Here is a 23,145-nt window from a genome sequence, read left to right as displayed (position 1 = left end):
CCACCCCTAATTACACAAAGCTCGAATAGAAGTCAGTTGCTTCATCATTCGAATCGTTGTGCCTTCGCCAGGCTTCGATGTAATATCCACCTTATCCATAAAATTCTCCATGATTGTAAATCCCATTCCAGAGCGTTCCCACTCTGGCTTAGAAGTATAGAGAGGTTCTCTTGCTGTTTCAATATTTTCGATTCCTTTTCCCTTATCTTGAATAATAATCTCGATTTGTTCGTCTTCCATTACACAGGAGAGCAGAACTTTTTGATCTGGTTCATCATCATATCCATGAATAATCGCATTAGTCACGGCCTCAGATACCACGGTCTTAATATCAGTCAATTCTTCCATTGTCGGGTTCATTTGACTAATAAATGCTGCCACTGCCACCCTCGCTAAAGACTCATTCTCACTCACACTTAAAATTTCCAAGCTCATCTCATTTCGCATGATGCCACCCCCAGCATTTGCAGAGCAAACGTTTCATTATCCACAAGCTTCACAATTTTGAACATACCCGATAGTTCAAACAGACGGCGAACCTCAGGTGAAATCGCACAGATCACCATTTCTCCACCGAATGCCTGGACTTCTTTGTATCTTCCCAGCATTACTCCTAAACCGGAGCTATCCATAAATGTCAGTCTTTCCAAATTTACAATCACATGTTCTACACCATTTCTTTGTAGCTGGGACTGCCACTCTGCACGAAGCTGATTTGTTTCATGATGATCTAATTCACCATCCATACGGACAAGAAGTACATTTTCTCTTATTTCAAATTCCACATGAAGACTCAAGTTCTCTTCCTCCTCAATCATTTAGAGTCCTTAAGTCTTTCGCAGAATTTATGCCACTTTCCTGCCTGAAAACAATACTAGTGAGAAAATGCTAAAACTTCTGATAGCTCGTCAAATTCCTCCATGAACGCTCCCAGAGTGTGAAGAATCCAGCGCGGTCAATCTTCCCACTGGCCGTCAGTCTTACTTTCGCTACTTCTTCACCTTTCTTTTTGACGATCAGCCATCCCAGCTGGTCTCCTTTTTCAATCGGTAATTTAGATACATTTGCTAATTTCATGGTTGTTTGATAGGAATCTTTAGGTTGAGATTTCTTTTTCAAAATAACGACATCTTTTTCAGGAGAAATTTTCACGTATCTAGGTTCTCCGCGGGTAATTTTCATTTTCTTTAACGTATCTGTTTTGGAAAACAGTTTGACTCCCTCGTATTGACCAAAACCGTAATCAAGCATGCTTGCTACATCTGCATTCCTTTTCTTGGGTGTTTCCGCTCCCATAACCACAGCAATCATATGCATGTTGTTTCGTTTAGCAGACGCCGTTAGACAATACTTCGCTTCAGAAGTGAAGCCTGTTTTCAGCCCATCCATTCCAGGGTAAGATTTAATCATTTTATTGGTATTTACTAGCCAGAACTCATTATCCTGACCCTTACGCAAATAATCTTCATAAATTGTCGTGTATTTGGTAATTTCATCATGCATGAGAAGCTCTCTTGCCATAACTGCCATATCATGGGCGGTACTATAGTGGCCTTTCGCCGGAAGTCCTGTAGGATTCTCGAAATGTGTATTCTCCAGCCCTAAATCCTTTGCTTTCGCATTCATTCTTTGGACAAATGCTTTCTCAGTGCCGGCAATACGTTCAGCCATTGTTACACTAGCGTCATTTCCTGAAGCCACAGCAATTCCTTTAAGCAAGTCTTTAACCGTCATTTCTTCTCCAGGTTCTAGAAAGATTTGAGAACCGCCCATAGAAGCGGCATGTTCACTTACTCTTACTTTCTCATCAAGTCGAATATGCTTTTTATCAAGCTCTTCCATAATTAATAAAAGCGTCATAATCTTAGTCATACTTGCCGGCGGCAATTTCTCGTTCGCCTGCTTTTCATAAAGGGTCATTCCACTATTTTTCTCAATTAAAATAGCTGATTTAGCAGAATTCACAATTTCATCCTGCTTTTCTTCAGCCCTCGTTAGAGAAGGTTGTATAAAAGACACCATTAAACAAAGTGTTAGAGTAAATCCAATCAATTTTTTCATTTTTTTGCCCTCCTATTGCTGTAAGTGTTCCTATTTTCCCCCGTGATTGGGCTTCTATACCAAAATAAGGACAACAAAAAGACGCCATATCATTTTATGGCGTCTCTAGTTATGTACGTTTATTGTTTGATTGCTTTAACCAGTGTCTAATCCCTTTTCCTGCGTGGGGCTCATCAGAAAACCGAGGAATAACATGCATGTGAGCATGAAAGATATGCTGTCCCCCAGTCTGACCGCAGTTATAGCCCACATTATATCCATCGGGATTTAAACGGTCTTGTTGGTACTGTTTCACTTGTTCCAGCAACCTTTTACTATCCACCCACTCTTCCTCAGTCATATCAAAGACCGTTTCACGGTGTGCTTTCGGCACAATTAAGCCAGATCCTATCAGAACTCTCTGCTCTTTTTGCAAAAAGACACACGTATCGTTCTGTAAAATAATCTTTTGTGTTGAATCAAGTGAAGGGTGACAAAAAATACAGAAATCCATAAAAATCCCCCATAGAATAATTCCCCCACAATCGATTGTGAGGGAATTTATTATATCATATTATTTTATGACTTTATGGATCAGTTCAGGCGCCAGCACTTCTTCTTCAGAAATAGTATAGGCTTCTTTCACTTTTTGAATAGAGGCATCTGGGCTTTGTTCATCACTGTGCAAGACCACCAATGGTTCTGATGCACGTACTTTATCTCCGATTTTTTTCTTTAAAGTAATTCCGACTCCATGATTTATCTGATCTTCCTTCGTTGCGCGTCCAGCTCCTAAATACATAGCTGCTACTCCGATAGATTCTGCATCGATTGCAGATACATAACCATCTTTTTCCGCTTTTACTTCTACGTCAAACTTCGCTTGCGGAAGCAGATCCAAATTGTCAATCATATTTACATCTCCGCCCTGAGCCTGCACTAAAGTACGAAGCGCCTGAAATGCTTTTCCGTTTTCCAGATTTTGCTCAAGTGCTTCGTAGGCTTCTTCATAGGTGTCAAATACTTCAGCCAGTAAAGTCATATGAGAAGCTATTTCAAGGGAAAGGTTACGTAAGTCCATCACTTTTTTACCTTGTAAGATCTCTGCTGCTTCTTTAATCTCGTTAGCATTTCCTACTTCAAATCCCAACGGCTGATTCATGTCACTTATGACCGCCACAGTATTCCGTCCTAAGTTGCTGCCAATGCTAACCATTTCTTTAGCAAGTGCTTCTGAGTCTTCAAGTGTTTTCATAAAAGCACCTGACCCTGTTTTCACATCAAGGACAATACTGTCAGCGCCAGAGGCTAATTTCTTACTCATAATTGATCCGGCAATTAACGGCATTGAATCTACTGTACCCGTCACATCGCGAAGAGCATATAGCTTTTTATCGGCTGGTGCAAGGTTTCCTGTTTGACCGGCCACTGCCAGCTTATGTTCATTTACATTTTGAATGAACTTTTCTTTTGACATTTCTATCTCAAGACCTTTGATGGACTCTAGTTTATCAAGAGTCCCTCCCGTGTGACCGAGACCTCTTCCGGACATTTTAGCTACAGGAACTCCTACAGATGCAACCAATGGACCTACGATAAAGGTAACTTTGTCTCCCACTCCTCCAGTGGAATGTTTGTCTACTTTATGGCCTTCAATTCCTGACAAGTCTATCGTTTCTCCTGAGTCAACCATAGCCTGAGTCAATGTAGCTGTTTCTTCCGCAGTCATCCCTTGAAAATAAATGGCCATAGTAAGAGCCGATGCTTGATAGTCAGGAATTTCCCCCTTCGTGTAACCTTCAATGAAGAAGTAAATTTCCTCTTTGTTTAGTACTTCTCCGTCTCTCTTTTTAACAATAATGTCATACATTCTCATCTCTATTCACCTATTTCTCTGAAGTTTATGCCGGTAACGTTTTCAGCATATCTTTAACAAATCCTAAAAAGTCTTCTCTAACTTTGGCGGTAGTATCTATCACTTCGTCGTGAGTCAAGGGCTGGTCCAAAATCCCCGCAGCCATATTTGATATGCACGAGATGCCCAATACGCGCAGGCCAGCGTGACTTGCTACAGTTACTTCCGGGACCGTAGACATACCAACGGCATCTCCTCCCAGCGTTCTCAGCATTCGGATTTCCGCAGCCGTTTCATAAGCAGGTCCAGTATTCCCTATATAAACCCCTTCGCGCACCTGTAATTCCACTCGTTCAGCACTTTGTTTTGCATGGCTGATCAAATCTCGATCATAGGCTTCTGACATATCAGGAAAACGAGGACCAAGCTGTTCATCATTCGGCCCAATAAGTGGACTATCACCCATGTTATTAATGTGATCAGTTATAATCATTAAATCTCCAGGGTGAAAGGACTCATTAATTCCTCCTGCTGCATTCGTTACAAATAATGTTTCTACACCGATTTCTTTCATAACCCGAACAGGAAAAGTCACTTGCTCCATGCTGTATCCCTCGTAGTAGTGAAAGCGACCTTGCATGGCTACTACTTGACGGCCTTCTAATTCTCCTATAACCAATTGTCCCTTATGTCCGGAAACGGTCGACTCGGGGAAGTGTGGGATATCTTTATACTTAATGACAGTTGGATTCTCTATTTCTTCTGCAAGTACACCTAATCCTGAACCTAAAATTAAACCTACGGATGGTGCTGTGTTCACTTTTTTTTGGATGAAATTTGCGGCATCTCTCAAATACATTTTATTCATTATTCTCCACTCCTCTGCCTATTCAATATCTTTTAAGAAGCTTGTTCCATGTGCGGGCATCTTAATTGAAAAGTTATCAGCAATTGTAGCACCGATATCTGCAAATGTCTGACGCTGCTTTAACTCTTTTCCTTCCTTAATCCCTTTATGGTAAGCAAGTAATGGAACTAACTCACGAGTATGATCCGTTCCGTGGTGGGTAGGATCATTACCGTGATCCGCTGTAATAAGCAGCAGATCATCTTCTGATAAATTCTCCAATACCTCTGGAAGTCTTTGGTCATAATCCTGCAGAGCTTCCCCATAACCCTTTGGATCACGGCGGTGACCAAATTTAGCATCAAAGTCTACCAAGTTTAGAAAGGAAATGCCGGTGAAATCCTTTTCTAAGGACGCTGCAAGCTGATCCATGCCGTCCATATTATCCTTAGTACGAACCGCATCAGTAACGCCTTCTCCATCATAAATATCTGAGATTTTACCTATGGCTAAAACATCTAAGTCTGCTTCTGCCATTTCATTCATGACCGTACGGCCGAATGGTTTCAAGGCATAATCATGACGGTTCGTCGTTCTTTCAAACGCTCCCGGTTTACCTTCGAATGGACGGGCAATCACACGACCCACCATATACTTTTCATCCAGCGTCAGTTCACGGCAAATTTCACAAATCTCTAATAATTCTTCAGGGGGGATAATATCCTCATGAGCGGCAATTTGTAAAACAGAATCTGCAGAAGTGTAAATAATCAGATCCCCTGTTTCCATATGCTGCTCTCCCAGTTCTTCAATAATCTCTGTTCCAGAAGCGGGCTTGTTTCCTAAGATTCCTCTTCCTGTTTTCTCCTTTATTTCGGCTAAAAGCTCATCAGGAAAACCATCTGGAAATGTTCGAAATGGTTTATCAATGTAAAGACCCATAATTTCCCAATGGCCAGTCATTGTATCTTTACCATTTGATGCTTCCACCATCGTTGTATAGTGAGCTTTCGGATGTTCACTCTTTTCAATTCCTTTAATAGGTCGAATGTTACTTAGACCTAGTTCACCCATATGAGGCATTTTTAATCCGCCTTCCATATGCTCAGCAATATGACCAAGAGTATCAGCACCTGAATCATTAAATTCCTCAGCATCCGGTGCTTCTCCAATCCCTACTGAATCCATTACTACTAGAAATATTCGTTTAAACGATTTCATATAATTTCCCTCCTAAAGTTTACTTTCCCAAAGTTGTGTAAAATTACGCTCTTCTTGCAGATGTAGGATGTCAGACCTCTTTCAAGCAAAAAAAGTCCTACGCTCGTGGATGGTACGAGCGATAAACATCTTTTAGTCTTGATTTAGTTACGTGGGTATAAATTTGTGTGGTAGAAATATCAGCATGTCCCAGCATTTCCTGTACAGCCCTTAGATCGGCTCCATTCTCTAATAGATGCGTAGCGAATGAATGCCTGAGTGTATGAGGTGTGATTTCTTTTTCAATTCCTACTTCTTTGGCAACCGCTTTCAGAATCTTCCAAAATCCCTGCCTTGACAAAGAATTACCATGGTGATTCACAAAAAGCTCTTCTGTAGGCTTATGCTTAACTAAGGTCTCACGATATTCCTTAATATAGGTCTCTGCAGCTTCTTTAGCGAGATCTCCTAATGGTACAATACGCTCTTTGGAGCCTTTACCTAGACATCTTACGAATCCCATCATTAGGTGAAGGTCGCTCACTTTTAAGGAAACCAGCTCTGTCACACGCAATCCTGTTGCATAAAGCATCTCCAGCATGGCTTTATTTCTCGCCGATAATGGATCCTGCGGCTGGATATTTAATAATTTGTCTACATCCGTAGAAGACAGGACCTTAGGTAACTTCCTTTCTTTCTTTGGGGTTTCTATATGTAGACTTGGATCTTCACTAGTTACTTTCTCTCTTATCAGAAACTGGTGAAAAAGCCGTATAGATGACAAGAGCCGGGCTATTGTTGCCGCTGACCTTCCCTTATCATTTAAATCATATAGATACTTCATAATATGGGCACGTGATACTGACTCCCAATCTGAGAGATTCTGCGAATGCTCCAAGAATATCTGATACTGTTTTAAATCTCGTTGATAGGATTGAATAGTATTCGGCGACAACCCACGTTCAACGGTTAAATAATGAAAAAAATCATCGAGTGCATATTGCATAACCACTCTACTCTCCTAGTCGAAAGAATATCGATAACCGATCCGTCCATTCTTGTCCCACTGGTTCAAACACTTTTACTGCAGAACCTCCGGGCGGGTCGTATCGATGCTGCCTCTCATACTCTTCATGCACCATTCTCAGGGCAAAATAAAAGACACAAGTGCAGATAGTGAAAACGATAAGAACTTTTAACAGATCTTGTAAAGTACGGCTGATCATCGTTTTCAATGGCCTCCTTTAAGGGATGATACTTAAAGGATATGCCTAAAAAACACCTAATTATACATGGAAGTCCCATCTAAGTTTAACGTACACGATTTTAATATATTTGTAAATAGTAATCCTTGTTCTGATCATAATCCATATTTTCAGAATTTAATTGGGTTGATGGCTTTATTTTCAGCTATCCAGCAATCATCGCTTCTAAAAAACCTAGATGGAAGACCTAACTTTTGATTAACTAGTTAGAAGCTCGTACACTTGCTTTAGATAAATGATAGAAAGGGATGATCACTCATGGGACAAGATCTAACAGGCAAAGTTGCCTATGTTACGGGTGCGGGCCGTGGAATCGGCCGCGCAACAGCGCTGGAATTAGCTAAGAATGGAGTTCATGTAGGTTTAATAGCACGTACGCAATCTTCTTTAGAAGAAGTAGCTGAGGAAGCCAGACAATTCGGAGTAAATGCCAGTATTGGTGTGGCCGATATTTCCAATGCAGAGGAAGTAGAACGTGCCGTGGATAGTCTTATCCAAGAGCTCGGTGCAGCAGATATACTGATTAATAACGCTGGAATGAGTACACGTGGCTCATTTCTCGAAATTGAACCAGAAGATTGGAGAAAGACGATCGAAGTTAATGTGTTTGGAACGTATTACGTTACTCGGGCAGTGCTCCCTAAAATGATAGAAAAGAATCAAGGGGACATTATTAATATTTCCTCAAGCAATGGGCTTAAAGGAACAGCCGGCGCTACCGCCTATAGTGCATCCAAGTTTGCAGTACAGGGGATGACAGAGGCGTTAATGCAGGAAGTCAGAAGAAATAATATTCGCGTTAGTACACTCAACCCTAGTTTAGTTGCTACAGAGCTAGTATTCGGGGATGAATTGGAAGATACAGATAAAGAAAAATACATGCAGCCAGAAGATCTTGCGGAGTACATGGTAGCTCAGCTAAAGCTGCATCCACGTATTTTCATCAAATCCTCCCTGCAATGGGCGACGAATCCGTTTTAATAAAAAACAAAAGAAGCGACACCAACGTTTATCTTTAACTATAGAAAACCCGAACCATTTAATTTTAAAGGTTCGGGTTTTCTGATCGTTTACTGATATTTTCGCTACTCATAACTAAACAACATAGATTCATAGATATCATTACTAAAATTCTAAGTATGAGGGCTAATTGTGAGACGATGTATTTGATCCGCTAGATACTGCTGCTTTCTGGCAGACACGGCAAATCCCATGAAAGGTTAACCGGTGATCTTTTACTTGGAAACCCCATTCCCCTTCAATCAGCTTCTCCACGTCACCTAATAAATCCTCTTCTATTTCTTCTACAGAACCACATTCTATACAGACGAGGTGGTGGTGAAAGTGTTCCGCACCTTCTTTTCTTAAATCGTAGCGGGATACTCCATCTCCAAAATTAATTTTATCAACGATTTTTAACTCTGATAATAATTCTAAAGTACGGTACACGGTGGCGAGACCTATTTCTGGTGCTTTCTCTTTTACGAGGAGGTATACATCTTCTGCACTTAAATGGTCTTCTTCGTTTTCTAAAAGTACTCGTACTGTTGCTTCCCTTTGCGGTGTCAGCTTATAACTCTGGGAATGCAGGTGCTTTTTAATACGCTCGATACGATGTTCCATTTCATTCGTCCCTCCCTCGTAATTCCAATTTTATTATAATCAGTGAAAGAGAGAGTGTCAAATTATAATAATTACAATAAATTATCGATATTTAATGCTATGTGATAACTATTATAATTAATGATACAGCCATTTTAATATAACTTCTAGAATAGGGTCAGAAAAGAACACTTCGATAGTAGAAGCGGCAAGCAAGATGATCAGCAAGCCTAAAAATAAAGTACTGTACCGGGCAAAAACCTGAAGAATGGGCTGATGAACGCGTTTAATAAAAAGTTGTTTGCATAGAGTCAGTGAAAACATTAGAGCAAGGGCTCCTCCCGCTAAGTATACAGGAATGATCAGCAAATTCTGTGGAGCGATCGCAGCGGAGGATAACAGCAGACCGTACCAGCCCATTTGATTCACTAGAAAACCAACAGAAAAGCCCACAACCAGACCTTTAATAAACAGTAAGACTGTTATAATAGGCATCCCTACAATTGAAATTCCAAGCAGAAATAGCAAAAGCATATATTTAATATGATAGAGCATGGTATCTTTCCAAAGGGTGGCTTTGGTCATTCCATCCACATCCATAACATTCTCAAAAAACTTCTTTAAATAAAAAAACAGATCCTGTTTCTGCACAAAGTTCATACTATTAACAATCACTGCTCCAAAGACCATCCCCATAATAAACAGGATAAATATAAACACAAAGATATTTAAGTGGCTCTGAATATCCTTTCTTGCCAACCGGACTCCTTGCTGCATGGATCCCTCACCCTTTCTCATAAACGGTCTATGACCAATCTATGAGTTCAAAGTGAGAAATAGACCTTGCCCAGCGTTTTACTACTCTTTTAAAATTAAGCTGGCGTTCCTTAGCTGAGCTTACTTGATAACCAAAGTCCACTCCTCAAAAAACCGATTCCCTCTATTTAAATATTCTTGTTCTTAAGCTTTAAAAAGAGAAGCGCATAAGAAGTTTTTACGTCATGAACTCTTTGTTCTTTCTCCAGCTGCTCCGTTTCCTCTAGAGTTAACTCCAAAAGTTCAACAAATTCATCTTCATCTGTGCCAATGGCTTCTTTAAGAGGGCGAATATTATCCGTAAAATAGATGTGGACGAGTTCATCCGCAAACCCAGGAGAGGTATAGAAGGAATTCACCCACGTTAATTCATCAGTGGTGTAACCAGTTTCTTCTTCAAGCTCACGCCTGGCGGTAACTTCTGGTTTTTCCCCTTCTTCAAGTTTACCGGCAGGAATTTCTACTATGCTTTTCTCCAGTGGCTTTCGGTACTGCTCTACGAGAAGCAATTTTCCCTCCTTCGTGAGGGCAATCACTGCTACCGCACCAGGATGGCGAACCAATTCTCGTTTAGAAGTATGTCCATTGGGTAAAGAAACAGTGTCTACGTCTAATTGAATAATTCTTCCTTGAAAAATATTTTCAGTACTTATTGTTTTTTCTTCAAATTTTTTCACTTTCCGTCATCCTCTCTCTTTTTTCCTAAAGTTATTTTACCATAGGAGTAGATGGAAACCCGAGTTATTCGATATGATAGACCAGAAAGGATGTTGATAGATCATGAGTAAACGCAAATTAGGAAGCTCCGAGCTTTATATTTCTGAAATCAGCCTGGGAGGCATGTCTCTGGGTAAAGATATAGGAAAAGCCAAATCTATAATTGACCGTGCAATTGATGCAGGAATAAATTATGTTGACACAGCTGATCTCTATGATTTTGGCATGAACGAACAAATTGTCGGGGAAGCAATTAAAGGAAGACGAGAAGAAATCATTCTCGGGACTAAAGTTGGAAATCATTTCACCCCCGGTAAGGAAGGATGGTCGTGGGACCCTTCCAAGACTCATATCAAACGTGGAGTCAAAGATAGTCTACAGCGTCTGGGAACAGATTATATCGATCTCTATCAGCTGCACGGCGGTACAATCGATGATCCGATCGAGGAAGCCATTGAGGCATTTGAAGAGCTAAGAAAAGAAGGCTATATAAGAGAATACGGTATTTCTTCTATTCGACCAAATGTGATTAAAGAGTATGTAGAGAAATCAAATATAGTAAGTGTGATGATGCAATATAATGCACTGGACCGCAGACCTGAGGAAGAAATCCTGGACTTACTAGAACAACATGACATTAGTGTACTGGCAAGAGGACCTCTTGCTAAAGGAATGTTATCTTCCAAAGGAGAAACCATAGTAAATAAAAAAGCAGAAGAAGGATTTCTTGAGTATAGTTATGAAGAAGTTCTTTCCCTGGTGAAAAAGTGGCAGGATTATAAGAGTGATTCCCGTACACTTACGGCACTTGCTCTGCAATATGTGCTCCATCATTCAGCGGTCGCTTCTGCCGTATTCGGTGCCAGTTCTTTGGAGCAGCTGGAAGATAATCTCAGTTACTTCCGATCCGAGCCGATAACGGAACAAATTTTCGGTGAAATTCAAGCCATGACCAATCCAATCACTTATCAAAAACATAAATAAAGACTTTGATATGAAAAGGTTGTGCACCAAAAAAACCCGAACCAGCATACTCTGGTTCGGGTTTTTCATCTAGGAAGATGCCCTTCGACTCTCTGTCCATATTCTTGTGCTTTCTAGATACTGGCCTCTTTATCGAAGGATTATTGATTGGTTCTTGCCTCTTAATGCTTGAAAGATTTCCAATCCAAATCACTTTCATTCAATAGTTCTTCAAAGCTTTTATTTGCTTCTCGCTTTTGTTTTTCTTCTATCCTTTTCAACCGCTCAAGCTCCTGCTGCTTGTCAGCCTGCTGCTTTAACGCTGCTTTCTTTACCTGCAGCTGACTTACAACATCTTGGTTAAGCTGTTCACTGAGTGAGCCTTGCTTTTCTTTTTTTCTACCCATTAGATTGTTGCCCCTTCCTTAACATCTTTAATAGAAATGATAGGATTCAACATGCCTTCCGGGCTGGATAAACGAAAGCTACCTTTTACAAAGTCCAGTTTCATCTCATTCTTAAAGAATATGGCCTGTTGATTATCAATAATTGTGGAGAAGGAAGTACTTTGCACCTCTAAATCGGTTTCTCTGCGCTCACTCTCCTGGCGAATAGAGGGCAGACCATTCACCCCGCAGCCGCACCCTTCCGTATCGTAAAACAGACGAAGTAACGGTTTCGCAGGATCTTTTATTCTTTGCAGCTCCTCTTCTGCCTGATGAGTAATAGTAAGTTTCATTACTGATCACCTCTTTTTTTAATCATAAGAAAATAAGCTCTTCAACGCAATATTTTTGGATCGAAAAAGTTTGACATCCGTTTACAATTTCAGCCAAATTGAGCTTGTAAACATGCCGCCAGTTTCTTTAAGCGGAACCGACTTAAATGGGTGAGTACGTGGGCATCTGGCCGGATCACTATTACTTCCCCTTTTTTAAGGCCGAGTTTATGTGAAATCTCTTTATTCCTATCTATTATCAAAAAGGAACGATGCTTGTCAGGAAGCCAGCTCTCGGCATTCACGATGAAGTAAGGACTGATAATACCGCCTACCCTTTCATTAAAATCCTCTATAGCTGGAAGTACTTTTTCACAGAATATATCAGGATCATCGTCTTCAATGTTCATAAGCAGCAAGCATTTCCCGGCCCTCAGCTTCTCATAAAGATGGAACTCTTCATTGTGATGATTAGGGACTCGATCTCCTGCTTGCCTGCCTCTCCTTGTATGAGGCATGAATTTAGATAGATCCGTAAATCGATAATCAACGCTGATCTGAGACATATTTTTTGAAATCATTTTTTTCATAATTAGACTCCTGGAAAGTCTTTTCAATACGAAGTTCCTCGTTGATATTCCTAGTTTACTTTGAAGCGTGATTCCTCGAATCATTCGATTGGTTTTTTTAATAACATCCTCTGCCACTTTTTTTCTTTCTTCTTCATAAGTAGCTAGAAGGTTAACGGATAGTTGATATTTCAGCACGTAAGCAAGCTTCCAAGCAAGATTGCTTGCATCCTGAATCCCTACATTCATTCCTTGACCTCCTGCTGGATTATGAATGTGAGCTGCATCTCCTACAAAAAAGACCCCATCTTTAAAATAGTGATCTACTTGGCGATGAGAAGCAGTGAAATTGGATAACCAGTAAGGATCACTTATTCTTAAGGGATCGGGAGAAATTTTGTTTACTGATTCCTGCAATCCAACTAAATCTACCTCTCCATCCATATCTTGCTTCTGATAATCTATCGCAATGACCCGTGTGTACCCATTTTTGAAGGGAGCTAAAAACATCATCCCAGCATCACTGCTAATAAGTCTTAATTTATTCTTCTCCTGCAGGTTATTTAATTTCACATCGCCTAACATAACGTGGACATCTTCAGATTTCCCTTTGAAGTTCATGTTCAACTCTTTTCTTACCCTGCTATGGGCCCCGTCACATGCTGCCATGTATTTTCCTTTGATGGTGGTAATCCGACCGTCTTCCTTTTCAATTGACGCAATTGTGCCATTATCCGTAGTGTGGAGGGAAAGAAGTTTATTTCCCCGCAGAACCTTTGTCGGCGGGAGGTTTCTTTCTAAAATCGCTTCCGTGTCGCTTTGAGGAAATATACAAAGATAAGGATGATCTGTATCGTCATGAAGAAGCGAAAAATCATTTTCCAGAATTCTTTCCTTCTTATAATACAATTCGATATTTTTAATTAAAAGACCCCGTGTGGTAAACTTATCTGCCAAACCTAACATATCTAGCATTTCCATAGACCTCGAGTGTACGACTAATGCTTTCGAATAGTGCGATCTTTCTAAAGATTGATCAATGATTTGATAATCCACTTGATGTTTTTCAAATTCGTTGGCAAGCATTAACCCTGACGGTCCAGCTCCTATAATTAATACGTCTGTATCAAATCCCATGTGAACACCCTCTCTCCCTTGTTATTGTTCCTTCAGCGAATACGCACAAAATTTTATTTTTCAAGCGTCATCTTATCTGAAAATGCCATGTGCAAAAGCAGCTGAATCTCATTAATTCTTCCTTTAAGAAATGACCGGAAGTTTACCTTACCTATACAAAATGGCCTGCGTCAGTTGCCTGCAAGCCATTGTATCTGGAAATGAAAAGAATCCTCATTTTTTATTAAACTGATTTTGCATCAATTTCTCCATCATCACCGGGAGCATTTGATAAATTTTGCTGCCTGAATCCATCCATAATGGTAAATTGATTTCTCGCCGATTTGTAAAGAGGGATTGAGTAATAGTAAAAGCTACTTTATTTGGCTCTAGCATAAAACGATCGACTGCCCGCTCATAACTGCCGCTGGGATCCGCTTGTCGAAAGAAGTTCGTCCTTACAGGTCCCAAGTTAACGGAAGTTACGTAAACCCCTTCCTTTTCTACTTCCATCCGCAGGGCATTGGTAAAGCCGATAACCGCATGTTTTGATGCAGAGTAGACAGCAGATTTTGGAGTAGCGATTTTACCGGCTTGTGAAGCGACGTTAATAATGTGCCCCTCTCCTTGTTTTAAAAAGTGAGGCAGTAATTGATGAACTGCGCGAATGAGTGATTTAACATTCACATCGAGCATATTTTCAATATCCTTCCACTGAGCTTCTACCACTAAATCGAACACGGCCATCCCCGCATTATTAATCAGGGCATCGATCGATCCATGATCGTAGCAGATTTGATCTATGATATCTTTCCAGTCTATGTCATTGGACAAATCTGCTTTATACCAGTAACAGTCTACTCCGAAACGTTCTTTAACTATGTTCGCTATGATTTCTAAACGGTCTTCCGATCTAGCTATCAGAATGGGTATGCCTCCCGACCTGGCGATATGTATCGCTAAATACATGCCGATACCACTTGACGCTCCTGTAATTAATACTTTTTTATCTTTTACATTCCTATTCATTTCCATCCCCCTTTGTTTACATAATAATATTTCCGTTTACCCTCCATTACATAGTCCACTTGTCCAGAAGCTTCTAAGTAATCGAGCTGGCCGACAGTTTCTGACATCGTTAAACCAAACTGAGTTTCAATCTGCTTAGGAAACAGCTGCTGACATACTTGATAGATTGTTGCCTTTCCAACACCGATCATATCTTTTACTTTTTGAGCCCTTTCTTCTTGTCGTTCCAGCCGTCTTGTAATAAGCGGTTGGACGTCTTCAAATATTTTTCCATGACCGGGATAGACGGTGCCAATTGGATAATCCCTAAGTTTAATCATAGAATCCCGATACTGAAGTAATGGCGCCGGTCTAGCTTCACCCGGAATATATGGCGGTTCTAGTAACGGATTGGATGAAATGTGAGGAAGAAGATGATCTCCTCCTAAAAGGGCTCCATCCGAATTTCTAAAAAAAGAGAGGTGGCTTTGAGCATGACCAGGAGTTTCAATGGTTATCCATTCCTCGTGACCAGGCAGAAGATCTCCTTCTGACAACACTTGAGTAAGCTCACCACGGGCAGTCCATTTCAATGGCTTGCGTAACGATTTTAATAACTTAAAGTATGAAGCTGGAACACCTGCCTCCTCATACATTTCCTGATAGAACCATTCATACCTTTGGAAGAAATCTTCATCTCGTTCCAGCCACGGCTTCAGTTTCTCATGCGCCGCCACCATCGAAACATTCTCAAAAGGTTCCAAGAGTCCCATGTGGTCAGGGTGGTGGTGTGTGTAGATGATTTGCTCAATATCCTTTGGCAGATACCCAAGATCGCTCAGCTGTTTCTTTAAACCATTCCACGCTTCTTCCGTTTTTACACCTGTATCTACGAGGGTTAATTTTTCTCCTTTTAACAGATAACAATGAACATCGCCAACAGCATAAGGCGTGGGCAGGGTGATTTGATAAATGGTATCGCGTAAAGTTTTCATCTAACTTCCTCCATGAAATGAATACTTATTCATTATTTTCTGTTATTGTAGCATGAGAGAAGAAAGAATTCTAAGTATTTATCTTTCCTGCCTAACTCATCCTCTGCCTATGGTTATTGTCTTGGTCATATTTAACTCTAAAGTGTAATTATACTTACCATGCGCATTCTTACAACCTTGTTTTATTTGGCGGAAACACAGAAAACCCGACCAATGATTTCGGGTTTTCAAACAAATAGAATATTGATAGTAGCGCCACTGAACGATTGATTGAGATCAGGGAAGGAAAATGATCTAGTTGATCACTTATTCTTCCAAAGATTAATTGTCTACGCTTTAAAAAAATAATCGATCGTCTCCATTAAAATATGTGGAAGTTTCTCAAAACTATAGGAAAGCTCCAGGCGTTCTGTCCACTGATGAGCATCTTTACCCAACGGACCTATATTAATAATAGGCATCGTAACGGCTTCCATGACATCAGAAGATATTTCAAACCCCTTCCCTTGAATAGGCATTTGATCGATTAAGTCATCGATAGGGGATCTCGTGGAGACTGGACCAATAAAGCTGGAGTCTGATAATCCAGTAAAATACTCCACTTCATTCACCTTCACCCCATATTCCTTCTTTGCGAATTCAATGGCTGTCTTTGCCCCACCTTGAATCATTTCATCGTGGTGGGAGGAAACAGCCGGATAGAAAGGCGGGCTGTAAAAAAGGACGATCATAGGACCGAGATCTTTACATAGTGCCGCTAAATTCTGTACGAGTATCGTAGAAAAATCACGATCTCCATGTTCCCGCTGATTGATCAATAAATTCTGCCGGCGATCTACTTCTATTTTTCCAAATTTATTAACTGCCTCCTGATAAAGCTCTTTGTAGGTTAAAATTCTGATAGAAGGCACAAAGGAAGATTTCTGATCATCTTTCAAATAGTAGCTCGCCTGTTTATGATAATGCTTGAGGATCTTCGGTTTCGCCCGCTCACAGGCTTGCAGTAATTTGTTATTCATTTCTGCTATGGTTTGTTTCATATAGAGCACATTGTACATAGCTACTGCTGCCTGAGGGGTCTGGACGGAATATTCGTGTTTCAAATCACGCTGCATTAAGCTTAGTGGAGGTGGAGTTCGTTCCTCCCCCACTTGTTCAATAAAAGCTTCATTTAATTCCATTTCCTGAGCTACGTAACTTAACATTAAGTTAGCATTTAGTCCCCCAAATGGCTCACCTGCATGGGTTTCCTTTCCATAACATAGAAATCCAGGTAATGTCTTCCCTATTGATCCCGTGTATAAATAATAAGCCGGATCTCCAGGGTATTTGCTGAACATAGGTTCCCCATTGATTGTTAGCTTATAATTTAAATTTTCTTTTTCTTTCATTTTTTTAAGAACTGGTAAAGCAGCAAGCATGCCTTCAGAATTTACCTCTTCATCCGGCACGGCCAGCAGCAAAAGATTACCATCAAACCGCCCTTCCATGGCTCTCTCCAAAAGGGAAAGATGAACGGTTAATCCAGCTTTCATATCCATTGTACCTCTTCCAAACAGCCAATCGCCGCTTTTCAAATCATCAGCAGCATCTGGAGGAAGCTGATCCACGTGTTTCAATAATTCTTGGGTGAATTCTTTAGGGTAAAAAGCAAGATTTTCCCAAGATCCATAATCCTGAACACCTACTACGTCAGCATGAGCAATTAAGACAATCGTTTCTCGCGCTCCTTCTTTTTTAACTAGAGCAGAAAGCAGCTGCCTACCGTCTTTCAGCGGATGAAGACTTACATGATCCGGGTGGTTTTTATAATATTTTTGATCGGCTAAAATATAATATAAGTATTCAATAATTGCAATTTCAGCATTACTCCCGGTAATACTAGGGTACTCAACTAAAGAACAAAGTAAATCGGTTAATTGCTGTTTCGTTTTCCATTGACTCATCATTCTTCACTCCTCATATATTGACTTTTAATTAAGAATCGCACACAATCAAATCGAGTCAAACCTTAAAGTAAGAGGTGAACTTTTTTGACGAAAACCTTAATTTATGCCCACCGAGGTGCCAGTAAATTAGCACCTGAAAATACAATGCCCGCTTTCGAATTAGCAAAGGCTGCTGGAGCAGAAGGGATCGAGACAGATGTCCAGCTGACGAAAGATCATATCCCCATTCTTATCCATGATGAAAACTTAAGAAGAACCACAAATGGGACTGGCTTTGTACAAGATTATACATATGCAGAGCTTCGTCATTTAGATGCTGGAAGCTGGTTTTCTTCAAAATATTCAGATAGCTATATTGTAACACTTGAAGAATTTCTCCGCTGGTTTCGTCATCAGCCCATGGTATTGAATGTGGAATTAAAAACAAATGTGATTGAATACCGAAATATAGAAAGAATTGTTTATGATTGTCTAAAGCGACATCAAGTACTGGAACGAACTGTTATTTCCAGCTTTAATGCTGAGACTCTCTGCCGAATGAAGAAAATTAATCCTTCCGTAGAAACAGCTTTCCTTACGTCTACAAAGATGAGAAATCTTCCCGGCTATGCGAAATCAATTGATGCAGATGCCCTCCATGTCAAACATCGATTACTGGACAAGAAGCTGGTCAAACATTGCCAGAAAAATCGTTTGAACCTGAGAATATACACGGTTAACAGACCGTCAATGATGAAAAAGTGTTTTCAGTTAGGCTGTAATGGTATTTTTACAGATGTTCCCCACCAAGCGATCGAGTATCGCGATCAATGGCTGAAACGAAAAGGTTGAGGGTATGTTTCTAATTTATTCATTATTCTTGCTCTTCTGGTCAGCGGTATTCATCGATTTTCTGCTGGGATTTAAAACAATCTTGTCAATCGATACTGTGAAGCCTGATGTTTCACATTCTGAATTCATCACGGTAATCCTGGCTGCTAAAAATGAAGAAAAATCGATACAGCATTGTTTGGATTCGCTGCTGGCACAAAAAAATGTAAGAGTAGAAATTATCCGGTAAACGACCGTTCGAATGATAATACCGCGGCCATTATGGAAGAAACAGCCCGTCTGAATCCGTCTATCCATACTATTCATATTGATTCGCTGCCAGAGGGTTGGCTTGGGAAAAATCATGCCTTGGCAAAAGGAGTTGAACAGGCAAAAGGGAATTATTTTCTGTTTACCGATGCCGACATCCTCTTCACCCCTAACGCCTGCAGCAAAGCTCTGACTTATTTAAAGAAAGAACAGGCAGATCACCTGACCGTTTCTCCAGATCTTCGCGCCAACTCATTACTCCTTAGGGGGTTTATTTCTTACTTTTTGTTCGGTTTTAGTGTACTAAAACGTCCCTGGACAGCTAATCGCTCAAAAACTGCTGGAGGAATGGGAATTGGAGCTTTTCAACTGATCAAACGGTCCTGTTATCAGGGAATCGGGGGACATGAAAAGTTAAAATTCAGACCTGACGATGACTTGGCGCTGGGTGAAAGAGTAAAGCGCTTTGGCTACAAGCAGCGGCTCGCCACTGGCCTTCATTCTTTATCAGTTGAATGGTACCCCAGCCTTTCTCTTGCTTTTAAAGGGTTTGAAAAAAATGCCTTCGCCGGATTAAATTACTCTGTGTGGCGAGGGTTGTTTGCTGTAATCTGTTTAATCATGACCCAGCTCCTTCCTTATGTGTTCCTATTCTCCTCTCTTCATTCGGTTCAAATTATTAGCGCTCTGAACCTCCTTTTGTTATTTTGTTTATATGCGATTGCAATAAAATCCCTCACTCGCTGCTCCGTATTTATCATTGCCGGGCAGCCGATTTACGCCTTATTGTTTGTATATATGCTTATGAGAGCTTTAATTCTCACTTGGATAAGAGGCGGAATTGAATGGAGAGGGAATCGATATCCCTTACATGAATTGAAGCAGTATTATAAGAATTCAAAGGAGGATTAACCGTTGAAGAACCAACTCTTCTCTTCCTATACGGTAAAAGGTGTCACACTTAAAAACAGAATAGTTATGTCACCTATGTGTATGTATTCCAGCTATGATCAGGACGGTAAAGCTCAGCCCTTTCACCTTGCCCATTACGAAAGTCGTGCAGCTGGACAAGTTGGTCTAGTGATGACTGAGGCCTCCGCTGTTCAACCTGAAGGCCGAATTTCCCATGAAGATCTTGGTATTTGGGATGACGAACACATAGAAGGACTTTCTAAGATTACTAAAGGCGTGCATAGTCACGATGCTAAAGCAGGTATTCAGCTTGCTCATGCCGGCAGAAAAGCTAATTTAAACGGAAACATCTATGCTCCTAGTCCTATAGCCTTTAATGAATCATTCAAAGAACCTTTAAAAATGAGTACAGAAGACATCAAAGACACCGTCAGTGCTTTCCAAAAAGCAGCAGAACGCGCAAAAAAAGCAAACTTTGATGTTATAGAACTTCATGCTGCGCACGGTTACTTAATTAACCAATTTTTGTCACCGCTCACCAATAAAAGAACGGATGCCTATGGCGGAACTCGTGAAAATCGCTTCCAACTCTTGAAGGAAGTAATCGAAGCCGTACAACAAGTATGGAACGGCCCCCTTTTTGTAAGAGTTTCTGGAAATGAATACCATGAAGATGGTAATACGATGGATGATTTTATATACTTCTCTAAAGAGATGAAACAGATGGGGATAGATTTAATTGATGTGAGTTCCGGAGGCGTGGTACCTGCAAGCATTGAACCTTATCCTGGATATCAAATCCGTTATGCTGAAGAAATTAAGCGTGGTGCCGCTATTGACACGGGTGCTGTCGGACTCATCACCACAGGAAACCAGGCGGAGGAAATATTGCAAAATGATCGTGCAGATCTTATTTTTATAGCAAGAGCTCTATTAAGAAATCCTTATTGGCCAAAACAAGCGGCTGATGAAATGGGCTATCACATAGAAGGACCAAGGCAATATACAAGAGCGTGGTAAACTTAGTCATCGATGTCTTAGCAGCTTCTGCTTCTAAGGCATCTTTTTTTTGGCTGCTAGAACGGGATCATGGATGGTACATATTCGTTTGATGCATTCTTAAGCTTTGAAGTGAAAACAAGGAAATCTGGTGGTATGATAATGGGAAAGGAGTGTGGCTTATGGAACTATTCTTTTTAGGAACAGGTTCAGGTGTCCCTTCCAAGGATCGAAATGTATCTTCCCTGGTACTTCGCTTACTAGAAGAAAGAGGCACGACCTGGGTTTTTGATTGTGGAGAGGCAACCCAGCACCAAATTTTACATACGAATGTGCGGCCGAGACGAATAGAAAAAATATTCATTACCCATTTGCACGGCGATCATATTTACGGACTTCCCGGACTATTGAGCAGCCGATCCTTTCAGGGAGGACAAACCCCTGTAACCGTTTACGGACCTAAAGGATTAAAAGAATATATAGAAGTCAGTCTTAGAGTTAGCGGCACGAGGCTTAAATATCCCATAACCATAAAAGAAATAACAGAAGGCATGCTGTTTGAAGATGAGCAATTTCGTGTAGAAGCTATTAAATTAGCCCATGGGCTCGACAGCTTCGGCTACGTCATCCAGGAAAAGGATAAACTCGGGGAACTTCTGCCCGCCAAGTTGAAGGAACTAGGTATACAGCCCGGACCTTTATATCAGATTATAAAAAGCCAGAATGAAACAACGCTCGATGACGGTAGAACGATATATCGTGAAGAGGTAACTGGTCCTTCTAAAAAAGGCCGAAAACTCGCTATATTAGGTGATACAAGGTACCTTCCTGCTTTGAATTCTAAGATTAAAGAAGCGGATGTACTCGTCCACGAAGCTACGTTCGCCGGAGAAGAAGAAGCGATGGCCCATGATTACTTTCACTCTACGATTACCCAGGCTGCAACTTTAGCCAAAAATGCGAATGTCAGTACACTGCTTTTAAATCATTTATCTGCTAGATATCATGGAGAAGAATTAGAGCGTCTGCAACGGGAAGCACAGGAAATTTTCCCTAATACAACTCTTGCTTACGACTTTTATCTTCACCCTATTCCATCCAGACCATAAGGGGAGCTGCAGTTATGGAAGAATTAATTCGGAGTCAGAAACAATACTTTAATGAAGGATTTACTCGCAGTTATTCATTTCGTATGGAACAATTAAAAAAAATAAAGAAAATGCTTGAAACGTTTGAAGATCCCATTCTCCGTGCTCTTCAATTTGACTTAAATAAGTCAGAGTTTGAAGCGTATTCAAGCGAAATTGGCTTTCTTAAAAGTGAAATTAGGGAACAAATGAAACATTTAAAACAATGGATGCACCCTGAAAAGGTGAAGACGCCGATCACCCATTTCGGTTCAACCAATTACATTATGAAAGAACCATTAGGAACGGTATTAGTTATTGCCCCTTGGAATTATCCCATTCAGCTTTCGCTTGCTCCGTTAATAGGAGCGGTCGCCGCTGGCAATACGGTCATTTTGAAGCCTTCAGAATTAACTCCTATGGTATCCTGGGTAATCAAAAAGATGATCCAGCACTATTTCCCTGAACAATATATCGCCGTAGTGGAAGGGGATAAACATATTACTCAGCAATTACTAGCTCAGCCTCTTGATTACATTTTTTTCACAGGTAGTACTTCTGTCGGCAGAAGCATTATGGAACAGGCAAGTAAGCAGCTGATCCCCGTCACTCTCGAACTCGGAGGAAAAAGCCCTGCCATCGTTCATAAAGATGCTGATCTGGACTTAGCTGCCAAAAGAATTGTTTGGGGTAAGTTCACTAATGCGGGCCAGACTTGTATTGCTCCTGATTATTTATTCGTCCACGAAGAAGTGAAGGATCTTTTGCTTTCTAAAATGAAAGTGTATATTCAACATTTTTATGGTCTTCACCCTTTAGAGAATAACCAGTATGTAAAAATAGTGAACCAGCAGCATTTTCTGCGCGTGAAAAGGTATTTAAGTGAGGGGAACATACTGTTCGGAGGAAATTTTGATGAAAGAAACACTAAAATAGAGCCCACGGTCATGGACGGGGTCAACTGGGAAAATAAAGTTATGCAAGAAGAAATATTCGGTCCTGTTCTTCCTATTCTTACGTATAGCAGACTGAACGAACCGATCTCCCGGGTGAATAAGCTGCCTAAACCCCTTGCTCTGTATTATTTTGGTGAAAACGAGAACGATCAGCATTTAGTTACTGATTCCATCTCCTTTGGCGGCGGATGCATTAATGATACGCTTTACCATATTATTAATCCCTACCTTCCATTTGGCGGTGTCGGGGCAAGCGGCATGGGCAGTTATCATGGCCGGGCAAGCTTTGATACCTTTACCCATAAAAAAAGCATTACCAGTCAGTCGACTAAATTTGATCAGAAGTTCCGTTATCCAGGTACAAAATACGGCCTTGTCATCGTTAAAAGGATGTTAGGTTAAACAGGATGC

26 protein-coding genes are annotated in these 23,145 nt (G+C 40.7%); 8 read left to right on the top strand and 18 right to left on the bottom strand.

Annotated features, from left to right (window positions below; translation table 11 throughout):
• Nucleotides 1-6: 6 nt before the first annotated feature.
• From spoIIAB to Q7A53_RS02385, 9 genes are all read right to left on the bottom strand, one after another.
• Complete coding sequence (gene spoIIAB, locus Q7A53_RS02425) at nucleotides 7-447, bottom strand: anti-sigma F factor (RefSeq protein WP_411787515.1); 441 nt, start codon at nucleotides 445-447, stop codon at nucleotides 7-9.
• Complete coding sequence (gene spoIIAA, locus Q7A53_RS02420; protein ID WP_411787514.1) at nucleotides 432-797, bottom strand: anti-sigma F factor antagonist; 366 nt, start codon at nucleotides 795-797, stop codon at nucleotides 432-434. Before spoIIAA ends, spoIIAB begins: the two co-directional genes overlap by 16 nt.
• Before the next feature lie 91 nt (nucleotides 798-888).
• Nucleotides 889-2,061, bottom strand: a complete 1,173-nt coding sequence (locus Q7A53_RS02415) for a D-alanyl-D-alanine carboxypeptidase family protein (protein WP_411787513.1) — start codon at nucleotides 2,059-2,061, stop codon at nucleotides 889-891.
• 109 nt (nucleotides 2,062-2,170) lie between these two features.
• On the bottom strand, nucleotides 2,171-2,554 hold the full coding sequence (locus Q7A53_RS02410) for an HIT family protein (protein WP_411787512.1): 384 nt from the start codon (nucleotides 2,552-2,554) through the stop codon (nucleotides 2,171-2,173).
• 60 nt (nucleotides 2,555-2,614) lie between these two features.
• On the bottom strand, nucleotides 2,615-3,916 hold the full coding sequence (locus Q7A53_RS02405) for a pyrimidine-nucleoside phosphorylase (protein ID WP_411787511.1): 1,302 nt from the start codon (nucleotides 3,914-3,916) through the stop codon (nucleotides 2,615-2,617).
• A 25-nt stretch (nucleotides 3,917-3,941) separates the two neighbouring features.
• Nucleotides 3,942-4,763, bottom strand: coding sequence for a purine-nucleoside phosphorylase (locus Q7A53_RS02400; RefSeq protein ID WP_411787510.1), 822 nt, complete (start codon nucleotides 4,761-4,763; stop codon nucleotides 3,942-3,944).
• A gap of 18 nt (nucleotides 4,764-4,781) precedes the next feature.
• On the bottom strand, nucleotides 4,782-5,963 hold the full coding sequence (gene deoB / locus Q7A53_RS02395) for a phosphopentomutase (RefSeq protein ID WP_411787509.1): 1,182 nt from the start codon (nucleotides 5,961-5,963) through the stop codon (nucleotides 4,782-4,784).
• Between the two features lie 97 nt (nucleotides 5,964-6,060).
• The gene (xerD, locus tag Q7A53_RS02390; protein ID WP_411787847.1) at nucleotides 6,061-6,948 is read right to left on the bottom strand and encodes a site-specific tyrosine recombinase XerD; all 888 of its coding nucleotides are present in this window, start codon (nucleotides 6,946-6,948) and stop codon (nucleotides 6,061-6,063) included.
• 7 nt (nucleotides 6,949-6,955) lie between these two features.
• On the bottom strand, nucleotides 6,956-7,168 hold the full coding sequence (locus Q7A53_RS02385) for a YqzK family protein (protein WP_411787508.1): 213 nt from the start codon (nucleotides 7,166-7,168) through the stop codon (nucleotides 6,956-6,958).
• A gap of 297 nt (nucleotides 7,169-7,465) precedes the next feature.
• Here Q7A53_RS02385 and Q7A53_RS02380 point away from each other — a divergent pair, with 297 nt between their 5' ends.
• Entirely contained in the window at nucleotides 7,466-8,188 is a 723-nt protein-coding gene (locus tag Q7A53_RS02380) for a 3-ketoacyl-ACP reductase (RefSeq protein WP_411787507.1), read from the top strand.
• 165 nt (nucleotides 8,189-8,353) lie between these two features.
• On the opposite strand, the gene fur is transcribed toward Q7A53_RS02380, so the two are convergent.
• The 3 genes from fur to Q7A53_RS02365 all read right to left on the bottom strand — a co-directional run bounded on the left by fur (nucleotide 8,354) and on the right by Q7A53_RS02365 (nucleotide 10,302).
• Nucleotides 8,354-8,830, bottom strand: coding sequence for a ferric iron uptake transcriptional regulator (gene fur / locus Q7A53_RS02375; RefSeq protein WP_411787506.1), 477 nt, complete (start codon nucleotides 8,828-8,830; stop codon nucleotides 8,354-8,356).
• A 117-nt stretch (nucleotides 8,831-8,947) separates the two neighbouring features.
• Nucleotides 8,948-9,586, bottom strand: a complete 639-nt coding sequence (gene spoIIM / locus Q7A53_RS02370) for a stage II sporulation protein M (protein ID WP_411787505.1) — start codon at nucleotides 9,584-9,586, stop codon at nucleotides 8,948-8,950.
• A gap of 167 nt (nucleotides 9,587-9,753) precedes the next feature.
• Nucleotides 9,754-10,302, bottom strand: coding sequence for an NUDIX domain-containing protein (locus Q7A53_RS02365; RefSeq protein ID WP_411787504.1), 549 nt, complete (start codon nucleotides 10,300-10,302; stop codon nucleotides 9,754-9,756).
• 103 nt (nucleotides 10,303-10,405) lie between these two features.
• On the opposite strand from Q7A53_RS02365, the gene Q7A53_RS02360 reads away from it, so the two are divergent.
• Nucleotides 10,406-11,326: an aldo/keto reductase gene (locus tag Q7A53_RS02360; RefSeq protein WP_411787503.1), complete on the top strand. Its 921-nt coding sequence runs from the start codon at nucleotides 10,406-10,408 to the stop codon at nucleotides 11,324-11,326.
• 161 nt (nucleotides 11,327-11,487) lie between these two features.
• Here the strand turns inward: Q7A53_RS02360 and Q7A53_RS02355 are convergent, their stop codons facing one another.
• The 6 genes from Q7A53_RS02355 to Q7A53_RS02330 form a co-directional block, all read right to left on the bottom strand.
• Complete coding sequence (locus Q7A53_RS02355) at nucleotides 11,488-11,712, bottom strand: YqkE family protein (protein ID WP_411787502.1); 225 nt, start codon at nucleotides 11,710-11,712, stop codon at nucleotides 11,488-11,490.
• Complete coding sequence (locus tag Q7A53_RS02350; RefSeq protein WP_411787501.1) at nucleotides 11,712-12,044, bottom strand: iron-sulfur cluster biosynthesis family protein; 333 nt, start codon at nucleotides 12,042-12,044, stop codon at nucleotides 11,712-11,714. The genes Q7A53_RS02355 and Q7A53_RS02350 overlap by 1 nt, the downstream gene beginning before the upstream one ends.
• Before the next feature lie 89 nt (nucleotides 12,045-12,133).
• Nucleotides 12,134-13,729, bottom strand: coding sequence for an FAD-dependent monooxygenase (locus tag Q7A53_RS02345; RefSeq protein WP_411787500.1), 1,596 nt, complete (start codon nucleotides 13,727-13,729; stop codon nucleotides 12,134-12,136).
• Nucleotides 13,730-13,942: 213 nt separating this feature from the next.
• A complete protein-coding gene (locus Q7A53_RS02340; protein ID WP_411787499.1) occupies nucleotides 13,943-14,737 on the bottom strand; it encodes an SDR family NAD(P)-dependent oxidoreductase in 795 nt (264 codons plus the stop codon).
• Complete coding sequence (locus Q7A53_RS02335) at nucleotides 14,734-15,711, bottom strand: MBL fold metallo-hydrolase (protein WP_411787498.1); 978 nt, start codon at nucleotides 15,709-15,711, stop codon at nucleotides 14,734-14,736. Before Q7A53_RS02335 ends, Q7A53_RS02340 begins: the two co-directional genes overlap by 4 nt.
• Nucleotides 15,712-16,040: 329 nt before the next feature.
• Nucleotides 16,041-17,657, bottom strand: a complete 1,617-nt coding sequence (locus Q7A53_RS02330) for a M20/M25/M40 family metallo-hydrolase (protein ID WP_411787497.1) — start codon at nucleotides 17,655-17,657, stop codon at nucleotides 16,041-16,043.
• Between the two features lie 87 nt (nucleotides 17,658-17,744).
• Here Q7A53_RS02330 and Q7A53_RS02325 point away from each other — a divergent pair, with 87 nt between their 5' ends.
• The 6 genes from Q7A53_RS02325 (at nucleotide 17,745) to Q7A53_RS02300 (ending at nucleotide 23,136) form a co-directional block, all read left to right on the top strand.
• Complete coding sequence (locus Q7A53_RS02325; protein ID WP_411787496.1) at nucleotides 17,745-18,491, top strand: glycerophosphodiester phosphodiesterase; 747 nt, start codon at nucleotides 17,745-17,747, stop codon at nucleotides 18,489-18,491.
• 4 nt (nucleotides 18,492-18,495) lie between these two features.
• Nucleotides 18,496-18,720, top strand: a complete 225-nt coding sequence (locus tag Q7A53_RS02320) for a glycosyltransferase family 2 protein (protein ID WP_411787495.1) — start codon at nucleotides 18,496-18,498, stop codon at nucleotides 18,718-18,720.
• On the top strand, nucleotides 18,666-19,652 hold the full coding sequence (locus Q7A53_RS02315) for a glycosyltransferase family 2 protein (protein ID WP_411787494.1): 987 nt from the start codon (nucleotides 18,666-18,668) through the stop codon (nucleotides 19,650-19,652). Before Q7A53_RS02320 ends, Q7A53_RS02315 begins: the two co-directional genes overlap by 55 nt.
• A gap of 3 nt (nucleotides 19,653-19,655) precedes the next feature.
• Nucleotides 19,656-20,672 (top strand): NADPH dehydrogenase NamA, encoded by a 1,017-nt coding sequence (gene namA, locus Q7A53_RS02310; protein ID WP_411787493.1) that lies wholly within the window; start codon nucleotides 19,656-19,658, stop codon nucleotides 20,670-20,672.
• Nucleotides 20,673-20,833: 161 nt separating this feature from the next.
• On the top strand, nucleotides 20,834-21,760 hold the full coding sequence (rnz, locus tag Q7A53_RS02305; protein WP_411787492.1) for a ribonuclease Z: 927 nt from the start codon (nucleotides 20,834-20,836) through the stop codon (nucleotides 21,758-21,760).
• Nucleotides 21,761-21,774: 14 nt separating this feature from the next.
• The gene (locus Q7A53_RS02300) at nucleotides 21,775-23,136 is read left to right on the top strand and encodes an aldehyde dehydrogenase (protein WP_411787491.1); all 1,362 of its coding nucleotides are present in this window, start codon (nucleotides 21,775-21,777) and stop codon (nucleotides 23,134-23,136) included.
• Nucleotides 23,137-23,145 lie beyond the last annotated feature (9 nt).

This window comes from Halobacillus rhizosphaerae (genome assembly GCF_046719735.1).
In the GTDB taxonomy this organism is placed as follows: domain Bacteria; phylum Bacillota; class Bacilli; order Bacillales; family Halobacillaceae; genus Halobacillus_B; species Halobacillus_B rhizosphaerae.
The sequence above is the reverse complement of the archived record's forward strand: the minus strand, read 5'-3'. Positions and strand labels throughout refer to the sequence as shown.